Source organism: Staphylococcus marylandisciuri (assembly GCF_025519785.1).
Lineage (GTDB): Bacteria > Bacillota > Bacilli > Staphylococcales > Staphylococcaceae > Staphylococcus > Staphylococcus marylandisciuri.
Genome location: NZ_JAOPKZ010000005.1, coordinates 1 through 24,920, shown reverse-complemented (window position 1 = coordinate 24,920; position 24,920 = coordinate 1). Strand labels below are relative to the sequence as shown.

The following is a 24,920-nucleotide window of genomic DNA, read 5'->3' as shown; positions in this document are numbered from 1 at the left end:
ATGCTCGAACAAATCTAGTTATCTCAACCTTTTTTAAAGAGGGAGCGGGACAGAAATCTTTTTATTCAAATTAGATTTCTGTCCCGCTCCCATTCACCTAGCACTGTTAGTCATGCTTGCCTGAGAGTACTTTCCTACGAGCGCATGACCAGGTGCTAGGCCTTTTTTATATTTAATTGAGAAAGCTCAGACATTCTAATTTCAAACCCGTTAATATCATGTTCAAGTTTACCTTGTAGTGTTTGAGGGTAAAAGTCATCATAGTATATTACAATATGGAGGCAACGTATATGGATAAACGCAATTTAATTCGCACAATCGTTACAGTAGCACCAGTATTCCTCGTGCCCTTGATCACTGAACGTAAGCGTATCAAAGAACACCCCGATATTAAACGTGCTGCAAATGCTACAGGTCGAGCATCACGAAAGGTCGCTAACAAATCGATTGACTTTAAAGATGCTGTAGTAGACAAATCAGGTGACGCCAAAGATTACGTTGTTGAAAAGAAACATCACTACGATCAAAAGCGTCGTATGAAAAAAATTGCCAAAGAAAACGATCCGAAATATATTGAAAAGCAAGAACAAAAACAAGAGAAGAAGAATCAAAAAGAAGCTGATAAACAGGCAAAACATGAGCAGAAAGTAGCTAAAAAACAAGACAAAAAGCTTCAAAAGAAAATACAAAAGCGTCAGAAACAAGAAGAAAAAGTTCAAAAACAAAATGCGAAAAAACATGAAAAACAACTGAAAAAAGCTGACAAAAAACTTAAAAAAGCAGGGTTCACACCAAGTGAATTAAGTGAAGCGGCTGAAAATAAAAGCGACCAATTAAAGCGACAACATGTGGAAGCAGAATTAGCGAAAAAAGATAGACGTGTGGCTTCAAGTACATCAAGTGAGTCGAACTAAATGGTCAGCAGAATACTTATAGACGGAGATGCTTGTCCGGTCATCAATTCGATCATAAAGATGACTCAAGATACAGGCATCTTCGTTATTATTATTCGTAGTTTTAGCCATTTTTCTACCGCAGCGTTTCCAAACCACGTTCAAACGTATTACGTAGATGATGGACCAGATGCAGTCGATTATAAAGTGTTAATGCTTAGTCAACCCGACGATATCGTTATTACACAAGATTATGGTCTTGCGAGTTTAGCGTTAAATAAGGCGCGAGCAGTCATACATCATAACGGAACGCTTTATTCTTCGACAACTATAGATCATTTACTGGCGCAAAGACATCATGCAGCGCACCTGCGTAAAAGTAATAAACGAACGAAAGGCTCTCCTCCTATCACTGAAAATGATATACTGAAGTTTGAAGAGCGTTTTCAGAAACTACTCACTATGCTAAATTTGGAGGAATAAGAATTGAAAAGAATTGCAGTTTATTGTGGTGCTAGTAAAGGTAAGAACGACATTTACGTTAAGCAGGCTTATGATCTAGGCAAATACATGGCGGAACAAGGGTATGAATTAGTATTTGGTGCAGGATCTGTAGGTATCATGGGAGCCATTCAAGATGGCGTACTTGATGCAGGAGGCTATACTATAGGTGTGATGCCTAAAATGCTTGATGAAAAAGAAATCACTAGCCAAAAGGTAAGTGAACTTATATTAGTAGAATCTATGCATGAACGTAAACATAAAATGGCTGAATTAGCTGATGCGTTTATCATGGCCCCTGGAGGAGCGGGTTCACTTGAAGAATTCTTTGAAATGTATAGTTGGTCACAAATTGGTATCCATCAAAAGCCAATAGGTATATTTAATATCAATAAATTTTTTGAACCTCTACAACATATGCTCAATGCAATGATCGAGGAAGGCTTTATCAATGAAAAGTATAAAAATTTAGCTCCACTTTGTGATACTAAAGAACAACTCCTGTATAGTTTAGAAAATTATCAACCTCTTGGAGTACGTAGTTATGATTAGAAGTTAAGTATTAGAGCTACATCGCGCTTCAAATAACAAGTGACTAACTTCTAAACTTCTACGTCCAAACTAACTCTCACTGGCACAATCGTAACAGAATACAACATAAGTAAATGGGGATGAAGTAACGAAAGTGATTAAATTTCGTACTCTTCCCCATTTTAACTATAATTGTTTAATTCTTAAATCGGCTAAATAGTTTAGAAATATTGTACCAAAAAGGTTTAATTGGCTTAATAAAATCTCCTATATATTCTTCTATATGAGCATCAAATCCTTTTTTGAACTGTTGCACACCATAATCTTCTGCTTGATCAGAGAAATCCCCAGTAACTCCGTAAAAATTATAACGATCTATATTATGTTCTAAAGCAAACTTGATCATTTCCCACTGTAGTCGATATGCACCCATATAGCGATTATATTTAGGGTTTGAACCGCTAGATAAATAATAAACTTCATGTTCATTATAAATATAAAGTGCTGCAGCCAAATCAAGCTTACTGCCATCGGTAGCGATCATCTCTTTAGTTTCGTTTATCTTGCGTTGATTTCCATCCAGTTGTTGAGAAAGTTGATTGTACTTATTCTTTTGCTTTTTAGAATTTGGACTTTCTTCTAACGCTGCTTTCACTTGCGAAATTTGAGATGTTAAATCGTCATTTTTCTCATTAAGTGTATTTAAATACTTATTTAAATCGACATATGCTAATTTTAAAGAAGCATGGTCTCCATATACCTGTTGCATATATTTAAAGTATGCTTCGTCTCTAAATTTAAAACCATGTTTTTCTTCTGCCATGTGAAATAGTTTATAAAACTTAGGTGTTTCTTCTATCGATAAGTCTCTAACTTCTACGCCCATTTCATACGTTTTCTTAATATTTCGTCGTGTTTGATAATCCATCTGATTGAGTACTTCTTTTCCATTTTTGCCTTTTAAATCTAACACAGACAACCAACGAATCTGACTCATTTCAGAATAACCCGTCGTATAACCTTGATGCTTATAACCGAGTTGCTCTAGTTCTTTCATCATCAAGTCATTATGAAATTTGTCTAGAATTTCTCCTTCTGCATTTCGAACACTCTCTAGAATGTATGGGTCAACTAATACGTAGAGACAATTATACTTTTTAAGAAATTGAGTTAAATTTTTAAAGAAGAAATTTACTAATTCTATATTATTATAGTCCATCACTGGACCTCGATGAGTATAGAAATAATTAAAGAATTTAAATGAACGTGCCTTCGTTAATAAACAAGCAGCTACAATTTCTTGAGCGTCATTTTTAACCCCGACGAGATAAGCATCATCGAAGTGTTCTGCACGATATTGATAATGATCAGCGCTCTGCGTGTAATGAGAGAAATGATTATCTACGAAGCTTTGGAATTCATTCGATGTTAAATCAGTAAAATACATAAATTTACCCCTTTATATTCATGTTATAGCGACGCTTATATAATTGTAATACTTTTTAATTTTATAAGGTTTTATGTCACGTAAATCATTTTAACATTTAGTTAACACTTTTGTAATGTATTTGTTATATAAAGGAGTAAATTTGAAGATATTTATAAAAAAGTAAGGGAGCGGGACAGAAATCTAATTTGAATAAAAAGATTTCTGTCCCGCTCCCCTCTCATCTTACTCACTTGCCAACATGTATTTTATTAAAAAGCTAAATTTTTATAATATCTCACATGACGTTTTAACGGGTGATACTTGCTTAAATTGGGATATTCAAAGTCATCATAATGCTTCATCCCTATTTTTTCCATCACTTTACGTGAACTGGAGTTTTCCTCTGCTGTAAACGCATAGACTTCTTGAACGCCCTTTTCTTGAGCATATGTAAGAACCGCTTCGGCTCCTTCTGTAGCTAAACCATTGCCCCAAACTTCTGGAATCAGACGCCAACCTATTTCATAACAAGGCAGTTCCTTAAATGGATATTTACTTTCTGCAGGCACAAAGTTTAGACCGATAAATCCTAGCCACTCTTTAGTTTCCTTTAACTCAATAGCAAATAACCCCATTTGATGCTCTCTGATGATTTCATCCATAACTTTCATATCTACTTCAGATTTTCGATAACTTAACAAATCGGGAAAATAGCGTCTTACTTGAGGATTTGCATTCATTTGTTGAAAGGGAAGTAAGTCTTCTTCCTTCCAATCACGTAGATTTAAACGATCAGTTTCAATATATACCGTCATCTAGACACCTCTTATCATATCAACCCAAATGTGAAAGCATAAGAAAGGAAACAGGAAAGATTTTTATATATTACATCTTTAAAGTACAAGTTAGCTCCCTTTCATAGCTCATTAATCAACATTGACTTTCCTTTCGAAACACCACTACTTCATGGTCAATCGAACCTTTATCGCTTTCTTCTCTATACTGTTAAAATCAATGTCATATAAATTGACGCTCCACCAGTTATCAAGTAGTCGTTATTCAGCCTTAGTGATGTAACTAATCAGCTCCACTTGAACAGGAATTTCCTTCAATCGCTCACGCTCTGATTTCGGAGCAGTAAATGTAGCATCTATAAAGTCACTTTGATTATTTAAGTGATATGTTGCAACAAATGTATCCGTATCGGACTCAAAATTAGGTAAATGTGCAATCACGCGTTTAATTTCCCCAGTTGAATCTTTGATCGTTCTACCAGTTATATTTTCTAACTCTCTTCCAAGTTCAGGTAAAGTAATTGAACGTCCCTCTAATAAACTAAATTCTTGTTCATGCATAATAAGTCCACTCCTTTAAATTTCAATTTCTTGATGAGATAAAATTATTACTCAATATCGCTTATCATTTAACTTGCCTAACCTTGTATTGTTACCCCTGAAGAATAACATATCACTGTTACGCTTCTTATCTCTTAAGATTGGGGTTGAGACATAACAATTCAGTGCTCTTGAAAACCGATGAACGGTGTCCCACAAGTAGGAATGTCGACAGCAACTCTCACGATTCGGGAGCGGGACAGAAATCTAATTTGAATAAAAAGGATTTCGTAGTCCCGCCCACATTTGATATACTCGTTCCTTCAAACGAATGCTATTTGCGTCTTCCAAATCAATTACCTATCGTAATACCCTTCTAACCGCTATTTCAAACTTAAACGAGCAATTGTCTATCACGTCTAGTACAACATAAACTCAACGTTACAATACCATGTCTTCAGCTAATCTTTGTCGTGATCATCTTTTTTATCGCTGTCATTGTCTGATCTCGTAGTAGCTGAGTCATCTACGTCTTCTTTCAAATCATGTGCCTTATCTTTTAATTTGTCATTTTCTTCTTTTAACTTTTTCTTTTCTTCTTTTAATGATTTATTTTCTTTTTCAAGCTTCTCTGAATCTTTTTGAAGTGAAGCTTTTTCACTACTTTTACCGCAAGCTGTTAATGTCAATGTAGCAGCAAGTATTAAAGTTAACCACTTTCTCATTATGATAACTCCTTTTATTTCATTCACCGTTTATTTTACCATGCAAATTTCAATTCTTCACTGAAGTTCATAATTTTTTACGCATAATCACCTGCTCAGTTTCATAACCTAATTTACGATTGAGCGCTAGCATACTATCGTTCTGTACATTGACTGTTGAGGTTAACGCTACAGCTTGCTGGTCTTTTCCCCACTTCTCCACCTCTCTTTTCAACCTTGCACCATACCCACATTTACGGTGAAGGGGGGCTACCCATAGAAATTCGATATTGACAGTTCTATTACCTTTATCAAAGTGGGCCCAAATCACACCGATCAGTTCATCGTCACGCTCCTCTACAAGTACGAGATCATGATAGTACGTGAAGAAACGTCGAATTTTCTCTTCACGTGCCGCGATTGTAAATTCCGTGTAGTGATACCGCTCACATTGTAAGCTTAACTCTCTTTCAATTAACTGTGACACTTCTTTAATTATTCGAGTATCTTTCAAACCTAAACGTCTCATCTGGCTCCCTCAATTAAGAATTGATTTATTGAATATCTTTCGTCATAATATGTCATAATACTAACTATTTTAATAAAGGACTGCAAATTGCAATGAAATCGACAGAACAACTCATGCGTGAAAATAATGTGAAATCGTTGCGACTTAATAATACAGATAGAGAAATATTTGAGAATTATATGGCATACGTCCGTGCAGAATTACGTGTAAACTCTTATGATTCAGAAAAAATGTTAAATCGTATTCTCAAAAGATTGTTGACGGCAGAAGATAAAGGGACTCACGCGATGGATTTTTTTGAACATGATCCAAAAGCTCATGCTCGAAAAGAAATTAAGGCACTTCCCAATGAAACTTTCGTAAATATATGTAAGTACATCTTACAACATTTCTTACTATTATTAGGATTATTTTGTTTCTTGAAAGGATTTATAGGATTTTTTATACGCTCTACACGTATTTATCTTTATACTTTTCCGATTACACTCATCATCGGAATAATTATAGTCTTTTTATTTATATGGATGTTATTTAAGACCATACAAATGCAATGTTTTTCAAAATCACACCTGGCATGGATGCTTGCTTATCTTATTATATTACTGCTACTCATCGCATTATTTTATGTTATTTTTATCCCACAATCATTTTTAGCGTTTGGTCCTTATATTTATGTCGGTAATTGGACTTTCATCTTAATTTCGATTGCATTAGTCCCTATATCTTTATACATCGATCATCATTTTATAAATAGAGACGCAAACACATCACTATAAAATATTTGTTAGGACTTTTAAGTAAAAAAATAAAGGGAGCGGGACAGAAATCTAATTGGAATAAAAAGATTTCGTAGTCCCGCCCCGGCAAGGATGACTAGAATTGAAAAAAGCTTGATACAAGCGCGTTTTCAAATCAGTCATCTACTGCCGAGATGTTGAAGAGGCTGAGACATTACATTATGTCCCAGCCTCTTTCTCTCTAATCAAAGACCATTATGTCTCAACCTCTTTTGAGCTTCATTAGCTATCTTTCTGAAAGCATTTCAAGCTTCCCTGGATGCTTTCTTATTTATTGCTATATTAATGGATAACAAGATTAAACCGATAGCTGTTAATATCGGTGCTATTAAACTTAAATATTGTAAAGGTAAGCTTTCCACTACTATTCCTCCAATGAACGCACCGAGCGCATTACCTAAATTGAATGCTGACTGATTTAATGTGCTTGCTAATGTTGGCGCATCTTGGGATACAAGCGTACTCTTGAGTTGCAAGGAAGGGCTCATACTAAAGCCAATAAAGCCAAATAGAAAAATTCCTACTACCATTACAATTGGATTCGTTTGAATGAAATATAACAGCACAAAATATACTATAAAAGTGATGAAGATAATTTGAAGTGCTCGGTTGAGATTCCAATCGGCTAATTTGCCACCATAGATATTACCTAATGTTACACCTACACCAAAAATAATTAACATGGCCGAGATGAAGTGTTCCGGCACATGAGAGATGTTCATTAGTATAGTTGAAATATAGGTAAAGTAAGCGAAAACACCACTGAAACCAAATAAGGTGATACCTAAAGTTAACCATAATTCTTTTTCTTTCAGAATTCGTAGCTCGTTCAACATGGAGGACTTCACTTCTTCACGTGTCATTGGCACGAAAAATACAATTCCTATCAAGGCAATCAAACCAATAATTGCGATTATAATAAAAGTCATTTGCCAACCTAGATTCTGACCAATTAACGTGCCAAACGGTACTCCGAGAATATTGCTTAAACTCAAACCCATAAACATTAGTGCCATCGCACTTGCTCGCTTTTCGGGTCTCACCATGCTTGCTGCAAGTATTGAACCTATGCCAAAGAAAGATCCATGTGCCAGTGAAGTGATAATTCTACTAACTAGCATAACTCCATAGTTTGGACTAAAGGCCGCAGCTACATTGCCTATGATAAAAATAAGCATTAAAGCGAGTAGCAAATACTTACGGTTCCATTTAATAGTTAACATTACAAGAATAGGACCGCCGATAGCCACTCCGAGAGCATAACCCGTGATAAGTTGCCCCGCATCACTAACAGTTACTCCAAAATCGCGAGCTACATTAGATAATAATCCCATAATGACAAATTCTGTCATCCCTATGGCAAAAGCTCCGATGGCTAACATCCAAATTGCTACAGGATACTTCATGTTATTGCCCTCCCTTTTTAAGTAAAAATTACACGAGAGCGATTATACTAAAAATGTGTGGTTTAACTCAACCTGTTAACTCAAATTTAAATTTAATTTTACTTCCAAAATAAAAAGCGAGAACATAAATAGCACTCAGATGATTTAATTCACTTCATCTGAGTGCTTCTCCTTATTCAATACTTCGTATTAACATATGATGTTACAAAATGAAGGATCTTTCGTATCATATAATAAACAGAACGGAACTAAATTAACGAACTGGTATCAAATTATGAGTGCATCAACTAAGAACCAAATGACCATGATGATCATTATTAATGCTTGAGCAATAGTACTCGCTAGGAAAGCAATCAGCGATCCAAAGCTCGCACTAAGTGCATTAGAGAAGTTAGGTTCTTGAATCATTTCAACGACAAACACTGCTACAAAAGGTATGATTATGATTCCAAGTGGAGGAAATACGAAACAACCAACGATAACTCCTAGCAATGCTGCCCATTCACTCTTTTTAGACCCACCGAATTTATTAACAAAGTACTTATTCATAATAAAGTCAGCTACAAGCATAAAAATCGTAAACACGATCATTGCTAAGTAAAAAATCCATGATAAATGTCCATTTTGGAAACCAAATTGATAGATTAAGAAACCTAACCACATGAATGGCAATGATGGAATAATAGGTTTAATCAAACCTATAAATGATACTAGAAATGAAGCGAGTATGAGTATCCACAGTAGTGCTGTCATAAATTGATTAACTCCTTTCCTTAACTTGTGAATTTCTGATCTTTAGTAAAGAAGATTAACACCACGCCTATAAATAATGACAGTGCAGAAATATAGAATACATTGCCTTGTCCAACCCAATTTCCCATAGCACCACCTAATAAGTTCCCACACAACTGACCAATAACCATCGCATTGGCGAATAAAGTTGAAGAATAGCCTGGAAAATCGGGTAAGACATCTTGGAAGTAAGTAATTCCTAGTCCTAACAGAATGGCTAGGAAGAACGCTAAGAAGAGTTGACCTGCAATCATCGCATAGACATGCTCAAATACACCAATGCTAACAAAGAATAAACTTCCGCTAAGTCCACCTAACATGAGCAAAGTTCGTGTACCTATTTTAGTAGATAGTATACCCAGTAGTATCATAAAAGGAACTTCTAGACCAGCACACAAGCTTGCTAATACACCAACGTACCTCTTACTATCCTGTAAATAATGCGTAACAAATAAAGGCATATTTAAGGTATACATCCACTGACCTATGTGAAGCAGTATGAAAGCAGTGAATGGAATAAGTAACGTCTTATTCTTCAACATATTTGGCGCTTTATCCTCTACTTGCGTTTCAATGGTCATTTGCTTCGAAGTTTTCACCTCACGAAAACAAACTACTTGTAATATCAGAGTAAAAAGTATGATTGCTACCGTCCCAGAAAATAAACCAGCATATCCATTAAATGCTTGGAGTAAGTTACCAATTAATGGGCCGAATAAAAAGCCAAACGAGAACATGGATCGCAAGACAGCATTTGCGAATTTTGCACGATCGCGGGAAGTAGATAAATTGATAGCTTCACGCGCTGACGCGTACATTTGGGGCATAGCTGGCGCAAATAAACCTTGAAAGAGCGCATAACAGATAAAATAAATCCATTTATTGTGTACATAAAAATATAGGGAAAAGCTCAGAGCGCCCATAAATAAAGCAGTGATAATAATGACTTTGCGATTGATGTTATGAGTGTCTGAAAAGCGTGCTACAATCGCGTTAACTACGAATTGACTAATTGCAGCCACCGCGAGTAACAAACCGAATTCAGCCTGCGTCATGCCTAGCTCTTCGGTCGCGAATAATACAAGAAAAGGGATGGTAATTGCTATACCAATCCCGAGCAACATCATATTAACTACAAACAACTTATAGTTTTTAATATGTAGTAATTCCTTAAACATATAGATCTCCTTAATTAAGAACTATGAATACTTTATGTTTTCTTTACGTATTCTAAGACTAAATTAATAAATGAATCGACTTGAGGTAATTGAACCATACTGGCATCATAACTCATATATGTAGAACGGATTAATGGATCTTGACCTACATGGACACGTTGCGTCGCAAAATGTTCTTGATCGAGATCTTTCATCATAATCTTCGGTAGGATCGTTACACCTACGCCATTGAGTAACATTTCTTTACAAGTCGCAACTTGATCTACCGTGATCATCGCATGGTAATCCAATCCTAATTGATGACTGTACCAATCTTTAATTTGATTGATATAAATAGGATCTGCTTGAAACTCAATAAACGGTAGGTTACTCACATCTTCTTTTCGATCTTTAGGATAAATAAAGTAATGTTCATCATCATAAAGATGTGTGTTACTATGATTCATGATTTTATTACCACGAACTATCATCACGTGATAGTCTTTTTGATTTGCTTTAATCTGTTCACTTGAACCGACTTGCACTTGTATTTCTACATTAGGAAATTGACGCGTATACAGATTGAGTATTTCAGGCAATAACGTTTGACCAATCAATGAAGAACAGCCAATGGAAATAGTTCCGTTCACTTCTCCAATGTGAGCTTGCATCTTATCTAGGAATAGCCTCTCTCTATTCAACATATCTTTCGCATGCTCAATAATCATAGCCCCTTCAGTAGTAGTAATTAATTGCTTTTTTGTGCGTATAAAGATATCTACGCCAAATGCACTTTCTATTGCTTTCAAGCGTTGCGTTACTGCCGGCTGTGATATATATAGTATCTCCGCCGCTTTTCTCAAAGTCTTGGTTTCATTCAGCGTAGTCAGTAAACGATAATCTTCTATCTTCATAGTTTCCCCCCATAACAACTTTTCAGATATTCTGACTTATCTCTTTAGATATTTATTTTTACAAGTCTTTAACCTCTATTAATTACTATAAATGCCCTTTTACTCATAATTAGAATGAGCTATTTCTTAATATATTTTGAGTAATCTTTTAAGGTTTTGTGGTGTTTACCACTGCCTCGAGAACTCACTTTATTATTCGATGATTGCGCATGATTCGACTTAGGTTGATGATTTCTCTTTTTTCTTTTTTTAAAATGAGATTTATCATGTCGTTGCTGATGTTTAGAGTTTGAAGCCCCTTGTTTCGCAGTAAATTTAGGTTTAAACTTATTACGCTTTTTTGGTTGGCGCCCTTCTGATTTTCGTTTAATCTTATGAAAACAATACATGATTTTATCTTGCATAGCTGGAAAATCTGCATTAATTTTAATCATTAATTGATGCGCAATCACATAAGCTTCATGATATTGCTTATTACTTATTTCTTGATTTTCTAATGCCCGTAATAAATCATCTTCGTCTACTAATTCATATCGTCCATCAGGTAAGACTAGAACATCTAAAAATAAATCTAACGTCCGTGCATGACCCCGTTGAGTTATATTTTTAACATTTATGTCGAAATAATACTCTAATGGATTGCAATTCTCATCCATCATTACTGTTATACTGTAACGCTTCTTCTCCGGCAAAATTTGTAACCATTGATAGCCATCGTCAGCCACAATAATATTTTGATCAACAACAGAAACCTCAAGAGGATCGCGGACTTTACGCATTTCAACCAGTCCAATGATACCTTTGAATTTATTATTATTAACCTTTATTTCAGTATATTCTCTATCTATGATACGACGCCAGTGACGTTTATCGATATATTTGACTTTCACTGCCATCACTCCTTGTAACTCATTATATAGAAGTACACCCCCTCTGTCATCCTATGTAAGATATCAAAGATAATTAATTCAGATAGTAAAATTTTCTGCGATTAAGATATATAGTTTCTATACTCTATGCAACCGATTAACGGCGTTCCAAAATTAGGATTTTTGGCAGAATACTCACGACTCGGGAACGGGACAGAAATCTAATTTAAATAAAATGATTTCGTAGTCCCGCCCCGGCAAAGATGACTAGAATTGAAAAAAGCTTGATACAAGCGCGTTTTCAAATCAGTCATCTACTGCCGAGATGTTGAAGGGAGCGGGACAGAAATCTAATTTGAATAAAATAATTTCGTAGTCCCGCCCCGGCAAGGATGACTAGAATTGAAAAAAGCTTGATGCAAGCGCATTTTCAAATCAGCCATCTACTGCCGAGATGCTGAAAGAGGGAGCGGGACAGAAATCTAATTTGAACAAAAAGATTTCGTAGTCCCGCCCCGGCAAGGATGACTAGAATTGAAAAAAGCTTGATACAAGCGCGTTTTCAAATCAGCCATCTACTGCCGAGATGTTAAAGAGGCTGGGATTTATGTCCCAGCCTTCGGCTTCGCTTTTATAGGCCCGCCCCAACTCGCTGTACTTGAGGAAACTGATTTACCAGTTTCTCTTTGTTGGGGCCCACCCCAACTCGCATTGCTGGTGGAAACTGATGAACCAGTTTCTTTGTGTTGGGGCCCCACCCCAACTTGCAGTGCTTGTTGAAACTGGTTTACCAGTTTCTCTTTGTTGGGGCCCCGCTCAAATCCTAAACGCTTTTGCCCCGACCTCTTGGTTAAGAGAACTTTATTGATTGTTAAATTGTTATACGACTAAGATAGTAGTATATTTTCAGAATTAATATAAGAGGACAATCATGACTGATTTATAAAGGACTTATTCGAGCAGATTAGCTGAGAAGATGATTAATTACGAAAAGCGCACTCTGCTAACCAGGAGTGACGATGATCTCTAACCAATTAGAGCATAACGTTAATTTATCAAATATAGCTAACTCAATAGCAGTACTAAGATTTTGACTATTAAACTGGAGCGTTAGGAGGTAGGTATGTGACTGATAATGTCAAAAAGAAGGGAAGCAGTGTAGTAATGAAGAACAATTGTGTATACGTGCGCAAAGTAGGTCAGCTTTCATCCACGAAGGGTATGATTGAACTGAATACGAATAGATTAAAGTACATTATCACTAATGCGGAAGAAATCTTTAGTGCATGAGATAACATCATTCAAATGCGTTCCGGCTCACTTCTCATTAAGAGTAGAAAAATGCGTTTAACTTCAAGAGAATTCATGCCGCTTTTTCTGCTGTTCTGTTCCACCACGCTAGTGACGTTAATCAACCTTTGAACTCAAATGATAGAAGATATATCCTTTAGCTAAATGTGACTTGGTCTCATTGCATGCTAAAAACAAAGTGGGAAAGTCAATCAATAAATTTCTACGTCTCCCCCACTTACAAGAATTGTTATTCTCTCACTATTCATTTAGCTCTACATTATGGAAGATATTCTGGACATCTTCTAGTTCTTCAATGGCGTCAATTAACTTTTCAAATTGAGTTTGATCATCAGATGACAACCTCACTTCATTCTGTGGTAACATTTCAAATTCAGCTACTTCAAATTCTGTAACACCGTACGTTTTTAAAGCGCTTTGAACTTGAGCAAATTGATCAGGTTCAGCGTATACGACGATCAAACCATTTTGGTCTATAATATCTCTTACATCGACATCTTGTTCCATGAGAGATTCAAGTACTTCATCTGGGTCATTACCTTCAAATGCAAATGTAGCAGTGTGATCAAACATATACGCAACCGAACCAGAAACTCCCATATTACCACCATTTTTACCAAAAGCAGCACGTATATCTGAAGCTGTGCGATTCACGTTGTTAGTTAAGGCATCAACAATAATCATAGAACCACTCGGGCCGAAACCTTCGTAACGCAGGTGGTCGTAATTCTCTTCACCGCCACCTTTAGCTTTTTCAATCGCCTTGTCAATAATATGTCTAGGAACAGAATATGTTTTCGCTTTTTCTAATGTAAGCCTTAAAGCTTGGTTAGATTCTGGATCAGGTTCCCCCGATTTCGCAGCCACATATATCTCTTTTCCAAATCGAGCATAAATTCTGCTAGTATTTTTATCTTTTTGAGCCTTTTTTTCTTTAATATTATTCCATTTACGACCCATTTATGTCATCTCGCTTTCTTTCACTCTTATTTCAACATACTATATTATACACTATATAAAAGCTATAACCTAGACGTTAACACGAGCTAGAGCTGCATTTTTCAGCTATAAATTCTCTTTAGTTTTAATAGTAGAAAATTTTCATTAATATTCTAGTTCAATTAAAAAAATTGAGACTGGGATATAATGGTCTTTGACTAGAGAGAAAGTGACAGGGACATGAAGGTCTTTGACTAGAGAGAAAGAGACAGGGACATGAAGGTCTTTGACTAGAGAGAAAGAGGCTGGGATATAATTCCCAGCCTCTTTCAGCATCTTGGCAGTAGATGACTGATTTGAAAATGCGCTTGTATCAAGCTTCTTTCAATTCTAGTCATCCTTGCCGGGGCGGGACTACGAAATCTTTTTATTCCAATTAGATTTCTGTCCCGCTCCCTCTTTCAGCATCTTGGCAGTAGATGACTGATTTGAAAATGCGCTTGCATCAAGCTTTTTTCAATTCTAGTCATCCTTGCCGGGGCGGGACTACGAAATCTTTTTATTCCAATTAGATTTCTGTCCCGCTCCCAATGTTATAAAAAATTAAAGATTCATTCCCCAAGAAGATTATTTATCGATAAACGCCTCCACCTCATCTAATAAATCACGATAACTTGTAGTATTATCTTCGTTCATGAATAAATAGACTTTACGCTCATCGTCTTCAGAGCGTACTTTACTCACTCGATCTTGATTTATTAATTTGCGTATAGAGGCTAACACTTTAGTACGGCTTAACTCTAGCTCCTTGGTAGCTATTTTAAGAAAAGGTTGCATCAACATATTTTGTTTACTACAGTTTTCTTCAATAACTGCAAGAATAGCTAGATCATTAATTGATAATTTATAATTAGTACTCAAGTGGTCTGAAAGCGCCTTGTACTTCTTATAAATATCAATCAATTTCGCCTTCTTCTCAGAATTCATGTTGTACACCTCCCGTTATAAGTAGGCAGTCTATATACCATTTTCTCTTACAACGCTGGTGTTTGTCGTTATCGTTTTTTTCTATTCTTTTGTCATAATTACGAATAATATTGAATTAAGTTGTAATACACTTTTAATCATAAACACTTAATTATTAAAATTATCAACATTGCCTTTGTTGAAAATATGCATGATACGGACCCCATTATAGCTTAATTTAAATTCTAATGCCGATTCACTAAAGTTATGTTCAAAGATTTCAAATTGAGGTTGATTAAATTGTTCAATCTTACGAATAAGTTGATTCGACCACTTGTATTTATCTCGTAATGAGGAGGGAACGATATGATTAATATTGCCTTGATTGCCGTCAAAACTTTCACTATAGATAAGGTGACTATCATTGATCACGTTATTTTGCGTATCCATTGTGAGTCGGGCAGGTTCAGCACTTTTATCTATCGACTCACCTTCAAGAACACGCCAATCATAAATATAAATCGTAATTTTATCTTTTTGATGCGCCACCAAATAATAACCGTAATCTTTAAGCTTAATGTCTTTCAGCTCTAAGAATCGTTGCAGAAGCGTATTTAAAGAAGATCGAAACGCATTCTTATCGTATAAATATAAATGTTCATTTCCTTCAGTTTGTTGAAAAAGGTCTAGACCAATACCACCAAAATGGTTCCAAGTCTCTTTCAACATTTCCATCAATATAGGCGGACTATCCATTATCTCCGCTACTTTATCATTAGATAACAGTCGATTTTCAAGGTTGAGCAAATAACATGATTGGTCATCTATATCAAATCTGTTCATAATCTCTTTCAACTTAGTAAAGTTCATGAGCTGTTTAGTTAGTATTTGTTCGGAATCATGAATCAGATAAGGTGGTTCAAGAGAAGCATTATCAATAAAATAATATTTGAAATTTATTCGTTTAATTTGTGGTTCCAAGATTTTAAACAATTCAGGTTGGTTGAATAAAGATGTGACATCTATACCGAAGTCAAGATTAGATTTATAATTTTGAATCCAAATAATATTGCGATAGATCGATTTTAAATCCATCGTGGTAGTATCAAAAATGTACGTGAAGCCTTTGACTGTCGCTCTGTCTATGTGCTCGTTACTGTCCAGCACTTCTTTAACTAAAGGCCACTTATACTCCATATGCAAAGTTAGTTCTTCTTTTGAGTGAATCTTAAAAGCAACAGTTAATCGATTTTTGAGTATACTATATATTACCGTTCTCTTCTCTTCTTCAGTAAATTTATTTACTAAAAGATCAAAGTCTACTAAGCAATAAAATATTATCCGTCCCATGGCTTCTTTTTTATAAAATGTGAAATCTTCTAGAAATAGCTTTCTTAATTCTGCAACGCTATGAATTTGTATGACATTACAACAAGGACGATATGTCTCAGGCGGCTCATTATCTATTTTTATATCACTTGTCTTATAACATGCTAAACGTTTGTCCTTGATAAGATCATTTAAATGATGATAGTTAAATCCCTTATTGTGTTTTGTCTTCAAACGCCCATATTTGTCACGCTTATCTAGATTTCGATAGTCATTCGGTGACATTCCCATATATGCCTTAAACTTTTTGCTATAACTTGCCCCGTTACTAAACCCACTTTGCTCAGAAATTTCTTCTAATGTATTATTGCAACCTATGAGATAGCGCATTGAATTAGCTATACGTATAGAGTCAACATAGGTTTTAACGCCTATCCCTAACTTATTATAGAATTGACCTGAAATATTTGATTTTGAAATATAGAGGTTTTCCGAAAGCGCACTTAATGTCAATTTGTTATTTAAATGTTTAAAAATATATTCTAATATTTCTCCGAACTTGCCGTACTCGCTATAAGTCAAATGTTGATATACAAGTGAGGTTGATATTTTAGCTTCTTTAGCAATGATAAGTGTTATATCTTGCATCCACTTTTCAAACTGACTGTTAGTTAAGGAATTATTTAAATAACCTGCAGCCAGATTTAACATGGCACGTTTAATATCGTTCGTCGATTGAATTAAATTGATACTGTATTTATAATCAAAGAAATTAAAACCGAGTTCTTCAAACCAATCGCTCGCTATGTATACCATTAATGAAGTGCCATTTTCTCTAATCTTATACATTTCTACATCATTGATTAGAATAAAATTATTAGAAACTGCGCGAGCTTTAGAAATACTATCGATATCGAGTTTACCTTCAAGTGGTAAGAAGAGAAGTATGCCGTCAATACATCGTGATATTGGATATTGGTTTTCAGTTAGGAATTGTAAGCATTGTCTTTCCATAGTAGAACCTCTTTTAAAGTTTTATTATATACAAACCGTTTAGCAAACTTAACGGGGGACGATAAATTTTTTATTCTATATATTTTAGAAACCTACTTTATTTATGAACACACTATATATATTATATAATTAATTGTTACAATTCATATAAAATTTTGCACAATTTATCGACTATAAATTTCCCTTTTTGCATTAAAAAGCCAGGACAACAAATTTATTACAGCTGCTCACGTTGCCCTAACTTTTATATATGAACATTGAAGCTACGTTAACTATCTACATATAAATAATTACTTTCTTAAACGATCGGCTATTCTTAGAACATATTTGATAATATGAATAAGGTTTAAGAATAAGTTAAAACCTAATTCACGTGCATTATACGCTCCACGTTTCATTCTATTAAAATCATAGATCGTGTAAAGTAAAAATAATAATAATCCCACCACCATAATCGCTGTGTGTAAAATCGGATTATGGATAAAGATACCAACTAAACTTGCTATAATGAGAGCTATAAGCGTAACAAATAAATATTTCCCCATACTGGACGCATCACGAATTAAGAAGAAACCAATTAATCCAAAGACGATAAACGCGACAATAGCTAAGGCGACATTTTTATAGAATACGTCAGCACCTAAGCTTTGTAAATAGTAAGTAAACGTCGCATAAGACAGCAAACCTAATACAATTGTATAAATGTGAGAGATAACTATTCCATATTTACGAGCACGTTTCACAAATAAAGTGATTAACACGAGTGCAAGTAAAGCAAACGATAAGGGTTGGCGCCAAGAATCTGGTAAATATTGGCCGAGATAACATCCTATTCCAAATATGATCCAATAGTAGACAAAGAACAGCCAAACTTTACCATAAGACTGCGCGTGTGACCTTTCTTTGTTATGTTTCTGTTGATTATGCATTGAGCGTTGTGCTGTATCTGCCACGTTTTTCACTCCTTGTAACTGTCTTACATATATGATTCACTTATTTTCCTATTATGAAACATTTCGAATATATTCAATTATTACACTTTTTAGAAAGTATATAAACTAAATATTACAGTCACATTAATAAACAACTTATCTTAAATAAGTGATTATCTTTTCAACTCGCATGAAAATAGAGTTCATTTAACTTAATGAAAGTAGATTTAAATTTTTACAATATTACATCTCTATAACAACATACACAAATTAGATTAAGTTTGTTAGTATGGGTTATAAATTAGTTAGATAATATTCTTTGTTAAAGAGTCGAAGGAGGAGTACTTTTGAAGAAGAAGGTAGCATTTGCAGTTACGGCTGCGTCTGGAGCTGCTGCAGCATTAGCACATCACGATGCTCAAGCTTCTACGCAACATACTGTAAAATCAGGAGAGTCTTTATGGTCTATCGCTAATAAGTACAACACTACACCAGATGAACTTAAACAAAACAATAATTTAAGTAATAATATGGTTTTCCCTGGCCAAGTGATTAAAATTGGTGGTGGCAGTGGAGCTCAAGGAGAAAGTGCTAGCTCAAACAGTGCTTCTCCATCTTCAAACGCTTCAACTCACACTGTCCAAGCAGGTGAGTCCTTAAATGTTATTGCTAACAAATACGGCGTTTCAGTAGACAAATTAATGAAAGCTAATAATTTAAATGGTTATTTAATCACACCTAACCAAACGTTAAAAATCCCTAGTAATTCAAACGATGGTGCAGCTTCTCAACAATCTGGTGGTTCAGGTGGAACTACTGGTGTAGCTGATCAAAACGATTCACCTACATTCAACCATCAAAATTTATACGACTGGGGTCAATGTACATGGCATGCATTTAACCGTCGTAAAGAAACTGGCAAACCAATTAGTACTTATTGGTATAATGCTGAGAATTGGGCAAGCAACGCACAAGCGGATGGTTATCGTGTAGATAACTCCCCAAGTGTCGGATCAATTCTTCAAACAGTTGAAGGTCCAGTAGGTCACGTTGCTTATGTAGAACAAATCAATCCAGACGGTAGCATTCTTGTTTCAGAAATGAATTATAATACACCACCAGGCACTGTTGGCTACCGTACTATTCCAGCATCTCAAGTTTCAAACTTCAACTATATCCATTAATATCATAAACTTTGCTATTAGAGACACGTTTATCTTAGGTACAAGAGCGACTATTGTTCTCGGTAACATATAGAGCATACTCGTTAAGTGCTGTCAGTTCCTTGCCTAGATAAACGGTCTCTTTTTTGGTCACTATTTAAAGATGACGAAACACATCTCTCTAAAAAAGGCTGAGACATAATGTAATGTCTCAGCCTTTTTCAGCATCTTGGCAGTAGATGACTGATTTGAAAATGCGCTTGTATCAAGCTTTTTCAATTCTAGTCATCCTTGCCGGGGCGGGACTACGAAATCTTTTTATTCAAATTCGATTTCTGTTCCGCTCCCTCTTGGTTGGGCCCCACCCCAACTTGCAGTGTTTGACGAAACTGTCTCACCAGTTTCCCTGTGTTGGGGCCCCACCCCAACTCGCTGTGCTTGTTGAAACTGGTTTACCAGTTTCTCTTTGTTGGGGCCCCCGGCTCAAATCCTAAACGTTTTTGTCTCGGGATCTCTTTTCTAATGTTCATTCTCTATTACTTATATAAAAACACTACTCCGTATACAGTTAATGACGAAGTAGTGTCTGTATAATTTATACTAATTTAAAGAAAAAATTAACAATAAAGTAAACTATTGCGGCCAGAATAGCTGAAATTGGTAATGTAATTACCCATGTTACAACCATTCTTTGGGCAGTTGTCCATTTAACACCTTTAATTCGGTTAGAAGCCCCTACACCAAGTATTGAAGAAGATACAACGTGCGTCGTTGATAAGGGGAAATGTAATGAAGACGCTACAAAGATCGTCAATGCAGAAGACAGATCAGCAGCTGCTCCATTTGCCGGGCGAATTTTCATTATATTTCCACCAACCGTCTTAATAATCTTCCAACCGCCGACAGCAGTACCTAACCCCATGGCAGTGGCACAAGCTATTTTAACCCACAGTTGTGGCTCCACACTAGGACCGTGTTGTAAGTTCGCTACGATCAGTGCCAATGTAATGATACCCATTGATTTCTGAGCGTCATTCGTACCATGAGAGAACGACTGGAGAGCAGCCGTAAAGATTTGGAAGAATCTAAAGTTACGATTTGTTTTTGTTAGATTTGCGTTTCTAAAGACAAACTTAACAATTGTATAGATTATAAAGCCAACGCAAAATGCTATTAATGGTGATAAAAGCAACACTATAATGATCTTGGTAAACCCTTGATAATGTAAGACGTTAAATGAACGTTGTGAAGCGATGGCTGCGCCTGCAATGGCTCCAATAAGAGCATGAGACGACGAACTCGGAATGCCGTAAAGCCATGTAACTAAGTTCCATATGATTGCTGCAAGAATAGCTGATAGCACAACAATTAAACCGTTCTCCAGTTTAAAAGGATCAACGATGTCTTTCGTAATTGTTCCCGCTACGCCTGTAAATGTTAAGGCACCTATGAAATTCATTACCGCTGCGAGTAGAATAGCTGTACGCGGTGTTAAAGCACGTGTTGAAACGGCTGTAGCTACTGCATTCGCTGTATCATGGAAACCGTTGATAAAGTCGAATACAAGTGAAAATAAAACGATAGCTATCGTGACAATTAAAATATAATCCATAACGTGAGGACCCCTTAGCTATTTTTCATAATAATTGTTTCAAAGTTATTTGCGACTGTTTGACATTTATCAGCAATTTCTTCCATGCTCTCGTATATTTCTTTTATTTTTATCAAAGTAATTGGATCAGTTTCACTGTTGAATATATGTTTAATAGATTGACGTAATATGCCGTCACAATTTGTTTCAAATTCTTTAATATTGATAGAGTGAATTCGCATATGTGTTAATTTCTTGTCCACCAATAATCCTACCGCTAATTTCATTTCAGCAATTGATTTTTGAATATTCTCAACAAATTCAGCCATGTATTCATCTGTATACTCAATTGAGTACATTTCAAACATAGCTGCCGTTTCCTCAATACCATCTAAGACGTCATCAATCGCGTTACATAAAGAGAGGATATCCTCACGCTCGATTGGTGTAATAAACGTTTGGTTTAAATCTGATATGACTTGGTGCATCAATTCATCGCCGTGAGACTCATAAGTTTTAATATTGTCTGAATACGCTTTTAAGTCTAAGTGCGTGTTGAAATCCATTTTGCCGAATTCAACAGCTGCCCGATCTAAGTTGAAAACCATTTCCTCCAACTGCACCATAAACTTATCTTTTTTCTTATTAAACATTCAAAATCCTCCATTTGATAGGTGGTAATCACCTGTACTTATATGCCTTTCCTTGATAAACATAATAAGGGGACAAATATCTAAGAAAAACGAGGGTGAGAACTCATCCAATTACCTAATTATTTTTTATGTATTCAAAGTTATGTGAGTTTTTAAACTGTTTATCACCCGTTAAAAATGATGATTTGTCTTACTTGAAAATAGCATAAAATTAACAATTCCACAATTATATTTACAAAATCTTAATATTAAAGTTTTACTCATTTTACACTGCTTCGTGACACTTAGTGGAGACTGAAATATATATAAGAAAAGCTGGGACATAATGGTCTTTGACTAAAGAGAAAGAGGCTGGGACATAATGTAATGTCTCAGCCTTTTTCAGCATCTTGGCAGTAGATGACTGATTTGAAAATGCGCTTGCATCAAGCTTTTTCAATTCTAGTCATCCTTGCCGAGGCGGACTACGAAATCTTTTTATTCAAATTAGATTTCTGTCCCGCTCCCCCTTTTATACACAGCAGCTAATTGACTTGGAAGATTAATACACACAGTACTCTACAATCCGCATCTCGACACACATTAACTTCTATATAGAGAGGGATTTCTATTCACTTAACTATGATTAAAGTAAGCTAACTCAGTGTTAGAGTTGAAAATGTTACTCACCACCTATCACCATCTTAGAAGTCATTTTAAATTGAAATAAAAAAGATAAATTCAATTTCAATAATAATAATTAGATTAAAAGTACAGTTAATTATAGTAATATAGTGATTTTAGTGTTATTTTATATAATAATAATTATTAAATAATTCTAAAAATGAGGTGGAATGAGTGGCTCATTTAATACGCGAGATCAGTATACAAGATGTTGATGCTTTTCAATCCCTTCTGAGCTCAATCTATGATGATGCGAAATATATGGTCTACAATCCTGGAGAATATGCACCTTCACAATCAGCTATAATTTCAAATTTAGAGCGTATGATTACTTCCCCTACCAATAATATCTTCGTTGCTGAGAATGATGGCAAACTTGTAGGTTATGCCATAGTAGAAACTGAGAATTTAGAACGAGCTAAACACGAGGCGAAGTTCAATATGGGCGTGATTAAATATTCCAGGGAAAGAGGTCTCGGGCAATCACTAATTAATGCGGTAGAAGCGTGGTGTCTAAACAGAAACATCCGAAGAATTGAAGTCTCAGTCGTTCCTGAAAATTCAACCGCTGTAAATTTATTTAAAAATGCTGGGTATCAAATTGAAGGTGAGCTGCGTGACAAATTATACATTGACTATAAGTATTATAATAAGTACGTAATGGCAAAATTATTATTATAAAATTTAAAAGGCTGGGACATAAAGGTCTTTGACTAGAGAGAAAGAGGCTGGGACATAAATCCCAGCCTCTTTCAGCATCTCGGCAGTAGATGACTGATTTGAAAATGCGCTTGTATCAAGCTTTTTTCAATTCTAGTCATCCTTGCCGGGGCGGGACTACGAAATCTTTTTTATTCAAATTAGATTTCTGTCCCGCTCCCTCTTTCAACATCTCGGCAGTAGATAACTGATTTGAAAACACGCTTGTATCAAGCTTTTTTCAATTCTAGTCATCTTTCCCGGAGCGGGACTACGAAATCTTTTTATTCAAATTAGATTTCTGTCCCGCTCCCTTTCTAAATTCAATATTTAGTTAAGCTAGATTACTTCTTTTCTTCAACTAATAAGGATTCAACTCCACCCCGTATAGCCCCTCATCTTCAGGTTTAATTTCAGTTTCTACTCCAGAAGATTTTGTATTACGACTTAAAAACTTCAGTGTATCCTTAATGTTAGTCTTTGATTCTGGAAGGTTTAAGTGGAACTGGTATTGATGATGTAGCTTATGCGAACCATTATAGAATAAGGTTTCAGTTGATATGCCTTTACTTCTCAATTTCTTCGCAAAAGCTCGATTTTGGCTATCAAAAGGATCCCTATCTCCTACTGATAAATAGGTTGGAGGATAGTCTTTAGTAATTTGGTTGATAGTTGACATTTGAGTAATATTCTTAAATTGATTCTCCCAATCTTTCTCACCAGTATAACTTTCCATAAAGAGTTGGATTCTCGGAAATTCCGTTGCCCGCACCGTCTTCATATTATAGAAACCGCCATAGAGTATGACCGCTTTAATTTGATCTGCATTAAATTGCTTATCAAAGTACATTTCTTCACGTAGAGATTGATTGGTTTGCATCGCAGTATATTGACTAGCCATTTGAGCACCTGCCGAATCACCTCCGAAGACGACTTGATCGAAATCTATAGGCAGATCGTGCTTATTCTGTTTAATAAACGACACAGCATCATTTATTTGCTTTAACTGAGTTGGATATTTGTTATTAGGAGCTAGCGCATAATTGATGTTCACGACAATATATCCTTGTTCTGCAATTTTAGCTAATAGAGGGTTTTTATATTGTTTATCTCCTGCTATGTAACCTCCTCCATGAGTCCAGAAGATGACGGGTAGCTTATTATCTTGCTCCATATTACTAGGCGTAATGATATCTAACCGACTATTAGGAAAGGCCTTACTATAATTTATATTAGTAAAAAGATTTACATTTTTATTATTAATTTGGACTTCCTCTTGTCGATCCTTAGTATGGTTACGATCGAAATTGATTTTAAGCAACAAAGCCACAACGAGAGCTACTATTATAATCGCTGAGAATGAGATAAATCTCCATTTTCTCTGATTCTGCATGGCTACCTTTCCCTTCTCAGAGGCTGGGACATAATGTAATGTCTCAGCTTCTTTCAGCATCTTGGCAGTAGATGACTGATTTGAAAACGCGCTTGTATCAAGCTTCTTTCAATTCTAGTCATCCTTGCCGGGGCGGGACTACGAAATCCTTTTATTCAAATTAGATTTCTGTCCCGCTCCCTTCAACATCTCGGCAGTAGATGACTGATTTGAAAACGCGCTTGTATTAAGCTTTTTTCAATTCTAGTCATCCTTGCCGGGGCGGGACCACGAAATCTTTTTTGTTCAAATTAGATTTCTGTCCCGCTCCCTTCAACATCTCGGCAGTAGATGACTGATTTGAAAACGCGCTTGTATTAAGCTTTTTTCAATTCTAGTCATCCTTGCCGGGGCGGGACCACGAAATCTTTT

The 24,920-nt window shown here is 35.5% G+C and carries 25 protein-coding genes; 7 read left to right on the top strand and 18 right to left on the bottom strand.

What is annotated here, in order from left to right; genetic code table 11:
- The first annotated feature begins 290 nt into the window (after positions 1–290).
- Genes N9R04_RS03650 through N9R04_RS03640 form a run of 3 tightly spaced genes read left to right on the top strand, consistent with a single transcriptional unit; the run spans position 291 to position 1,946 of the window.
- Entirely contained in the window at positions 291–914 is a 624-nt protein-coding gene (locus N9R04_RS03650) for a hypothetical protein (protein WP_262855190.1), read from the top strand.
- Positions 915–1,376, top strand: coding sequence for a YaiI/YqxD family protein (locus tag N9R04_RS03645; protein WP_262855189.1), 462 nt, complete (start codon positions 915–917; stop codon positions 1,374–1,376).
- A gap of 3 nt (positions 1,377–1,379) precedes the next feature.
- The gene (locus tag N9R04_RS03640) at positions 1,380–1,946 is read left to right on the top strand and encodes an LOG family protein (RefSeq protein ID WP_262855188.1); all 567 of its coding nucleotides are present in this window, start codon (positions 1,380–1,382) and stop codon (positions 1,944–1,946) included.
- A 175-nt stretch (positions 1,947–2,121) separates the two neighbouring features.
- On the opposite strand, the gene N9R04_RS03635 is transcribed toward N9R04_RS03640, so the two are convergent.
- From N9R04_RS03635 to N9R04_RS03615, 5 genes are all read right to left on the bottom strand, one after another.
- Positions 2,122–3,372 carry an aminoacyltransferase gene (locus N9R04_RS03635; protein ID WP_262855186.1) on the bottom strand — a complete coding sequence of 417 codons (1,251 nt, stop codon included), beginning with the start codon at positions 3,370–3,372 and terminating at the stop codon, positions 2,122–2,124.
- A 251-nt stretch (positions 3,373–3,623) separates the two neighbouring features.
- Positions 3,624–4,169: a GNAT family N-acetyltransferase gene (locus N9R04_RS03630; protein ID WP_262855183.1), complete on the bottom strand. Its 546-nt coding sequence runs from the start codon at positions 4,167–4,169 to the stop codon at positions 3,624–3,626.
- Positions 4,170–4,409: 240 nt separating this feature from the next.
- Entirely contained in the window at positions 4,410–4,709 is a 300-nt protein-coding gene (locus N9R04_RS03625) for a hypothetical protein (RefSeq protein WP_262855181.1), read from the bottom strand.
- Between the two features lie 440 nt (positions 4,710–5,149).
- Positions 5,150–5,413, bottom strand: coding sequence for an SA0632 family lipoprotein (locus N9R04_RS03620; protein ID WP_373316337.1), 264 nt, complete (start codon positions 5,411–5,413; stop codon positions 5,150–5,152).
- A gap of 67 nt (positions 5,414–5,480) precedes the next feature.
- Complete coding sequence (locus N9R04_RS03615; RefSeq protein WP_262855178.1) at positions 5,481–5,921, bottom strand: GNAT family N-acetyltransferase; 441 nt, start codon at positions 5,919–5,921, stop codon at positions 5,481–5,483.
- A 92-nt stretch (positions 5,922–6,013) separates the two neighbouring features.
- Here N9R04_RS03615 and N9R04_RS03610 point away from each other — a divergent pair, with 92 nt between their 5' ends.
- Complete coding sequence (locus N9R04_RS03610; RefSeq protein ID WP_262855176.1) at positions 6,014–6,697, top strand: DUF1129 family protein; 684 nt, start codon at positions 6,014–6,016, stop codon at positions 6,695–6,697.
- Positions 6,698–6,963: 266 nt separating this feature from the next.
- Here N9R04_RS03610 and N9R04_RS03605 read toward each other — a convergent pair whose 3' ends face one another.
- The 6 genes from N9R04_RS03605 to N9R04_RS03580 all read right to left on the bottom strand — a co-directional run bounded on the left by N9R04_RS03605 (position 6,964) and on the right by N9R04_RS03580 (position 12,614).
- Positions 6,964–8,124, bottom strand: a complete 1,161-nt coding sequence (locus N9R04_RS03605) for an MFS transporter (protein ID WP_262855174.1) — start codon at positions 8,122–8,124, stop codon at positions 6,964–6,966.
- Positions 8,125–8,391: 267 nt separating this feature from the next.
- The gene (locus N9R04_RS03600) at positions 8,392–8,877 is read right to left on the bottom strand and encodes a DUF456 domain-containing protein (RefSeq protein ID WP_262855171.1); all 486 of its coding nucleotides are present in this window, start codon (positions 8,875–8,877) and stop codon (positions 8,392–8,394) included.
- A 20-nt stretch (positions 8,878–8,897) separates the two neighbouring features.
- Positions 8,898–10,094: a sugar efflux transporter gene (locus N9R04_RS03595; protein ID WP_262855168.1), complete on the bottom strand. Its 1,197-nt coding sequence runs from the start codon at positions 10,092–10,094 to the stop codon at positions 8,898–8,900.
- Positions 10,095–10,126: 32 nt separating this feature from the next.
- On the bottom strand, positions 10,127–10,987 hold the full coding sequence (locus tag N9R04_RS03590) for a LysR family transcriptional regulator (protein ID WP_262855167.1): 861 nt from the start codon (positions 10,985–10,987) through the stop codon (positions 10,127–10,129).
- A 119-nt stretch (positions 10,988–11,106) separates the two neighbouring features.
- Positions 11,107–11,877 carry a ribonuclease FAU-1 family protein gene (locus tag N9R04_RS03585; protein WP_262855166.1) on the bottom strand — a complete coding sequence of 257 codons (771 nt, stop codon included), beginning with the start codon at positions 11,875–11,877 and terminating at the stop codon, positions 11,107–11,109.
- A 584-nt stretch (positions 11,878–12,461) separates the two neighbouring features.
- Positions 12,462–12,614, bottom strand: a complete 153-nt coding sequence (locus tag N9R04_RS03580; protein ID WP_262855165.1) for a hypothetical protein — start codon at positions 12,612–12,614, stop codon at positions 12,462–12,464.
- A gap of 367 nt (positions 12,615–12,981) precedes the next feature.
- Here N9R04_RS03580 and N9R04_RS03575 point away from each other — a divergent pair, with 367 nt between their 5' ends.
- Positions 12,982–13,146, top strand: a complete 165-nt coding sequence (locus tag N9R04_RS03575) for a hypothetical protein (protein ID WP_262855163.1) — start codon at positions 12,982–12,984, stop codon at positions 13,144–13,146.
- 261 nt (positions 13,147–13,407) lie between these two features.
- On the opposite strand, the gene N9R04_RS03570 is transcribed toward N9R04_RS03575, so the two are convergent.
- The 4 genes from N9R04_RS03570 to N9R04_RS03555 form a co-directional block, all read right to left on the bottom strand.
- Positions 13,408–14,127: a YebC/PmpR family DNA-binding transcriptional regulator gene (locus tag N9R04_RS03570; RefSeq protein WP_262855162.1), complete on the bottom strand. Its 720-nt coding sequence runs from the start codon at positions 14,125–14,127 to the stop codon at positions 13,408–13,410.
- 606 nt (positions 14,128–14,733) lie between these two features.
- Positions 14,734–15,093, bottom strand: a complete 360-nt coding sequence (locus N9R04_RS03565) for a transcriptional regulator, SarA/Rot family (RefSeq protein WP_262855161.1) — start codon at positions 15,091–15,093, stop codon at positions 14,734–14,736.
- A 147-nt stretch (positions 15,094–15,240) separates the two neighbouring features.
- Positions 15,241–17,415, bottom strand: coding sequence for a helix-turn-helix transcriptional regulator (locus N9R04_RS03560; RefSeq protein WP_262855160.1), 2,175 nt, complete (start codon positions 17,413–17,415; stop codon positions 15,241–15,243).
- 290 nt (positions 17,416–17,705) lie between these two features.
- Entirely contained in the window at positions 17,706–18,344 is a 639-nt protein-coding gene (locus N9R04_RS03555) for a Bax inhibitor-1/YccA family protein (RefSeq protein WP_306439811.1), read from the bottom strand.
- Positions 18,345–18,694: 350 nt separating this feature from the next.
- Between N9R04_RS03555 and N9R04_RS03550 the strand changes: the two genes are divergently transcribed.
- Entirely contained in the window at positions 18,695–19,531 is an 837-nt protein-coding gene (locus N9R04_RS03550; protein ID WP_262855156.1) for a LysM peptidoglycan-binding domain-containing protein, read from the top strand.
- Between the two features lie 574 nt (positions 19,532–20,105).
- Here the strand turns inward: N9R04_RS03550 and N9R04_RS03545 are convergent.
- Together N9R04_RS03545 and N9R04_RS03540 are read right to left on the bottom strand one after the other, a co-directional pair.
- A complete protein-coding gene (locus N9R04_RS03545; RefSeq protein ID WP_262855154.1) occupies positions 20,106–21,122 on the bottom strand; it encodes an inorganic phosphate transporter in 1,017 nt (338 codons plus the stop codon).
- 14 nt (positions 21,123–21,136) lie between these two features.
- Complete coding sequence (locus N9R04_RS03540) at positions 21,137–21,754, bottom strand: DUF47 domain-containing protein (RefSeq protein WP_262855152.1); 618 nt, start codon at positions 21,752–21,754, stop codon at positions 21,137–21,139.
- Between the two features lie 837 nt (positions 21,755–22,591).
- Here N9R04_RS03540 and N9R04_RS03535 point away from each other — a divergent pair.
- Entirely contained in the window at positions 22,592–23,098 is a 507-nt protein-coding gene (locus tag N9R04_RS03535; RefSeq protein ID WP_262855150.1) for a GNAT family N-acetyltransferase, read from the top strand.
- Between the two features lie 379 nt (positions 23,099–23,477).
- Here N9R04_RS03535 and N9R04_RS03530 read toward each other — a convergent pair whose 3' ends face one another.
- Positions 23,478–24,509 (bottom strand): alpha/beta hydrolase, encoded by a 1,032-nt coding sequence (locus N9R04_RS03530; protein ID WP_262855324.1) that lies wholly within the window; start codon positions 24,507–24,509, stop codon positions 23,478–23,480.
- Between the last annotated feature and the right edge of the window lie 411 nt (positions 24,510–24,920).